A 3,883-nucleotide genomic window follows, 5' to 3' on the forward strand; every position below is an offset into this window, starting at 1 on the left:
CTATATCTTCATAAATAGATTTTTCTACATCAGGAAGAACTGTGTATATACTCTTACCGATTAAAGCTTCTAATTCTTTCTTAATCGCATAAAACCCTTTCCAATGTAAAGATGTATGAGATGTTGTACCATGACGCAAACCAACAGAAATTAATCTTCTTTCCAGCGTAGTAAAGCCATCCGCATCAGCAAGAGCGTCACAAAGAGTAATTACTTTATTGTATAAGTCGTAGTTACAATGTTCATTTAATATTTCAACTAACCGGCTTCTCATATGGTCAGGAACGAGACTCCATTCCGCTGCGATATCTATATGTTCATTTTTGCATGGGAATGAGTGTGTCACACAAATAACAGCGTTTCCTGTATACCCTAAATCATTCATATACATATAACCATCATAGGAATGAATGACCGATTTGGTAAAACCTTTGTATCTTCCGATATCATGCAAAAGGGCAGCGTTATATGCTATGTCAGCATCTAGCTTGTACCCTTTTTTTATAAGTTCTATAATTATGTTTTCAGTTGCATGAGCAACATGTAGTGAATGTTCAAACCAAGGGCCCGGGTTTTGTTCATATGCCCATTCGAGTAATTCTTTTGCGTATGTTCTATCTAATATATATTTCATATCGTTATCCTTTCACAAAAAATCATATCTTACTATAAATTCCTCTTATTATTTCATTATTCCTTCTTTAAAAATTGTTACAATGAAACAAAAGGGGGAAAAGTAATGCGAAATTTAGTAATTGAAGAAATTAAGAAACTAGAAAATGATATAGAAGAACTTTCGAAACTTTTGAAAATGGTTGTAAATGATGGGGCATCAATTGGTTTTTTGCCTCCACTGGAACAAAAAGATGCAACAAAGTATTGGCAAACAGTATTAGCGCCAGAAGTGATATTGTATGTGGCTAAAATAAACAACGAAGTAGCAGGGAGTATTCAATTACAGTTAGTTACAAAGCCTAACGGAATTCATAGAGCTGAGATTTGCAAATTAATGACTCATCCAAACTTTAGACGTAACGGTATTGGACGAGCGCTTATGCAAAAAGCAGAGGAACGAGCAAAGCAAGAAAACAGGTCTCTTTTAGTATTAGATACAAGAGAAGGAGATCCTTCCAATAAATTGTACAAATCACTAGACTACCAAGAAGTTGGAACAATACCAGGGTATGCAATTTCTCTGAATGGAAAGTTAGATGCTACGGTTATTTATTATAAAAACATTTAAGGTATAATCAAACGGGGAGAGTGCTTAATTATTAGTAAGTGAATAATAAACGACTATTTTTAACACCGTCTATATTTTTCTGGCGGTGTTAAAATAGTTAATTATAATCTAATTAACGCACTAAATGAATTTGAGAAAGTTTTTAGAGGGTTCTTTTAGTAATGATTCTCGTCTTATAATAAATGTAGAGAAGATGACTAGCCAACTATAGTTATTTTCGCTTTATTATGGGAAGGGGATGAAAGAATGAAAAAGAATAGTTTACAAAAGATGAAGAAAGTTATTTTAAGTGGTGGCGTATTACTTACGGGATTATTAACATTTGGATTTTCAGAAAAGGCTTCAGCTCATGGATATGTAGAATCACCAGCGAGCCGATCTTATTTATGTAAGCAAGGGGTAAATGTAAATTGTGGACCGATTCAATATGAACCTCAAAGCGTAGAAGGAATAGGTGGATTTCCGCAACTAGGACCTTCTGATGGACAAATTGCAGGGGCTGGTCATTTTCCCGCTTTAGATGTTCAAACTGTAGATAGGTGGAAGAAAGTTACGTTAAATGGCGGGACGAATACATTCAAGTGGAAACTAACGGCTCCTCATAGTACGAAAGAGTGGAAATACTATATTACGAAAAAAGGTTGGAATTCCAATAAACCTTTGACGCGATCAGATTTAGATTTAGTGCCATTCTATGTGAAAAATGACGGTGGAGCTAGACCAGGGACAACAGTAACGCACGAAGCGAATGTACCAACTGACCGTAGTGGATACCATCTTATTTTAGCTGTTTGGGAAATTGCAGACACTGGAAATGCGTTTTATCAAGTTATAGATGTAAACCTTTTGAATAATGGCTTATCCTCAAATTTCGCTTTTAACAATGTAGTGCAAGCTCCTACACTATTTTAATTGAAACATACATTTCGATCATCTAATTCATTTTAGATGATTTTTTTTATGAAAATGATGAAAAATATAGAAGAAAGTGCAATTATTTATAAAAAAATATGCTTTAAATATTGTCATATTTGCTTCTTTAAGATATCCTTTTCATGAAGAGGTGGAAAACATGGAAAAAGTACTAGTTTTCGGGCATAAAAACCCAGATACAGATGCAATTTGTTCTGCAATTGCTTATGCAGAATTGAAAAAAGAATTAGGAATGAATGCTGAGCCTGTACGTTTAGGCGAAATCAGCGGTGAAACTCAATTTGCGTTAGACTATTTTAAAGTAGAAGGACCGCGTTTTGTTGAGACAGTAGCAAGCGAAGTGGACAACGTTATTTTAGTTGACCATAACGAGCGTCAACAAAGTGCTAACGATATCGAATCAGTTCGTGTGTTAGAAGTTATTGACCATCACCGTATTGCTAACTTTGAAACAAGCGATCCTATATACTATCGTTGTGAGCCAGTTGGCTGTACAGCTACAATCTTAAACAAAATGTACAAAGAAAATGGCGTAACAATTCGTAAAGAAGTTGCAGGTTTAATGTTATCTGCAATCATTTCAGATTCTTTACTATTCAAATCTCCAACTTGCACAGAACAAGATGTAGCAGCTGCTCGTGAATTAGCGGAAATCGCTGGTGTAGATGCAGATAACTACGGCTTAGAAATGTTAAAATCTGGTGCTGACTTAAGCGGAAAAACAATGGAGCAATTAATCTCTCTTGATGCTAAAGAATTCCAAATGGGTAATGCGAAAGTTGAAATCGCACAAGTAAACGCTGTTGATACAAATGACGTTCTTGTACACCAAGCGGAACTTGAAAAAGTAATTTCTGCAGTAGTAGAAGAAAAAGGTTTAGACCTATTCTTATTCGTTGTAACTGATATCTTAACTAACGATTCTGTCGGTCTTGCGATTGGTAAAGCAGCAAACGTTGTTGAGAAAGCATACAACGTATCACTAGAAAACAATACAGCTACTTTAAAAGGTGTTGTATCTCGTAAAAAACAAATCGTACCAGTATTAACAGAAGCATTCCAAGCTTAATCGTATTGCGTACAGATGAACAGTAAGGACAAGTAGTCAGATTGGCTATTTGTCCTTTTTTATTTATAATAAGCAGAAATTTTTAACTTTTAAACAGTCGCATTGTGTATGCTTAATGATATGGAAGTATTGAAAAGTAAATTACAGGGGCTTTTTGAAAAAATATTGAATCTGTTTCAAAATTAGAGAGCTGGATTTCGGAGGAACTGCGTTTAACTTTTTAGAAGAAAGGATATAAAGTTTTGATTAACGAATTAAAATAAGGATAGCGTTAGCTATCCTTATAATCGTTTATTCGTAAGATTTTTTCTTGTTTATATAAAATGTGATTATCGTAGTAATGAAGAAAATAGGTATCGCATACACTTGCCCAACAAATAACTTCCAGCCGACATAATTATAGCCTTCAGATGCTGGGATGATAACGGAAATAACGCAAACGATAAAATAGACTAATAGTGCAGGGATAATATTTTTCATTTTTATGAACCTCCTTTATCACTTTATTAATACATACTATTATTGTAATTTACTTTCATTATTTTGAAGAAAAAATGAAAAATTTTTATGGTATTATAATATTTGCAATGAGAGTAATCTATAGTACGTATATGGTAAAATGTGTAATTTTAACTTTC

Annotated in this window: 5 protein-coding genes; 3 read left to right on the plus strand and 2 right to left on the minus strand. The window is 33.9% G+C overall.

What is annotated here, in order from left to right; all coding sequences use genetic code 11:
• Positions 1 to 634 (minus strand): HD domain-containing protein (locus ACQGS6_RS24270; protein ID WP_426965726.1); only part of this gene is annotated, 634 nt, incomplete at its 3' end.
• Between the two features lie 105 nt (positions 635 to 739).
• On the opposite strand from ACQGS6_RS24270, the gene ACQGS6_RS24275 reads away from it, so the two are divergent.
• From ACQGS6_RS24275 to ppaC, 3 genes are all read left to right on the plus strand, one after another.
• Positions 740 to 1,243: a GNAT family N-acetyltransferase gene (locus ACQGS6_RS24275; protein WP_001245248.1), complete on the plus strand. Its 504-nt coding sequence runs from the start codon at positions 740 to 742 to the stop codon at positions 1,241 to 1,243.
• A gap of 246 nt (positions 1,244 to 1,489) precedes the next feature.
• Positions 1,490 to 2,155, plus strand: a complete 666-nt coding sequence (locus ACQGS6_RS24280) for a lytic polysaccharide monooxygenase (protein ID WP_065845364.1) — start codon at positions 1,490 to 1,492, stop codon at positions 2,153 to 2,155.
• Positions 2,156 to 2,315: 160 nt separating this feature from the next.
• Positions 2,316 to 3,245 (plus strand): manganese-dependent inorganic pyrophosphatase, encoded by a 930-nt coding sequence (ppaC, locus tag ACQGS6_RS24285; RefSeq protein ID WP_426965727.1) that lies wholly within the window; start codon positions 2,316 to 2,318, stop codon positions 3,243 to 3,245.
• A 291-nt stretch (positions 3,246 to 3,536) separates the two neighbouring features.
• Here the strand turns inward: ppaC and ACQGS6_RS24290 are convergent, their stop codons facing one another.
• Entirely contained in the window at positions 3,537 to 3,725 is a 189-nt protein-coding gene (locus tag ACQGS6_RS24290) for a DUF4017 family protein (RefSeq protein ID WP_000789486.1), read from the minus strand.
• Positions 3,726 to 3,883 lie beyond the last annotated feature (158 nt).

It is taken from the genome of Bacillus sp. GMs2/2, from assembly GCF_050172095.1.
Classification (GTDB): Bacteria; Bacillota; Bacilli; order Bacillales; family Bacillaceae_G; genus Bacillus_A; species Bacillus_A cereus.

Coding starts and splice junctions, on each gene's coding strand:
- ppaC (WP_426965727.1), top strand. CDS start 2,316: ATGGAAAAAGTACTAGTTTTCGGGCATAAAAACCCAGATACAGATGCA.
- ACQGS6_RS24275 (WP_001245248.1), top strand. CDS start 740: ATGCGAAATTTAGTAATTGAAGAAATTAAGAAACTAGAAAATGATATA.
- ACQGS6_RS24280 (WP_065845364.1), top strand. CDS start 1,490: ATGAAAAAGAATAGTTTACAAAAGATGAAGAAAGTTATTTTAAGTGGT.
- ACQGS6_RS24290 (WP_000789486.1), bottom strand. CDS start 3,725: ATGAAAAATATTATCCCTGCACTATTAGTCTATTTTATCGTTTGCGTT.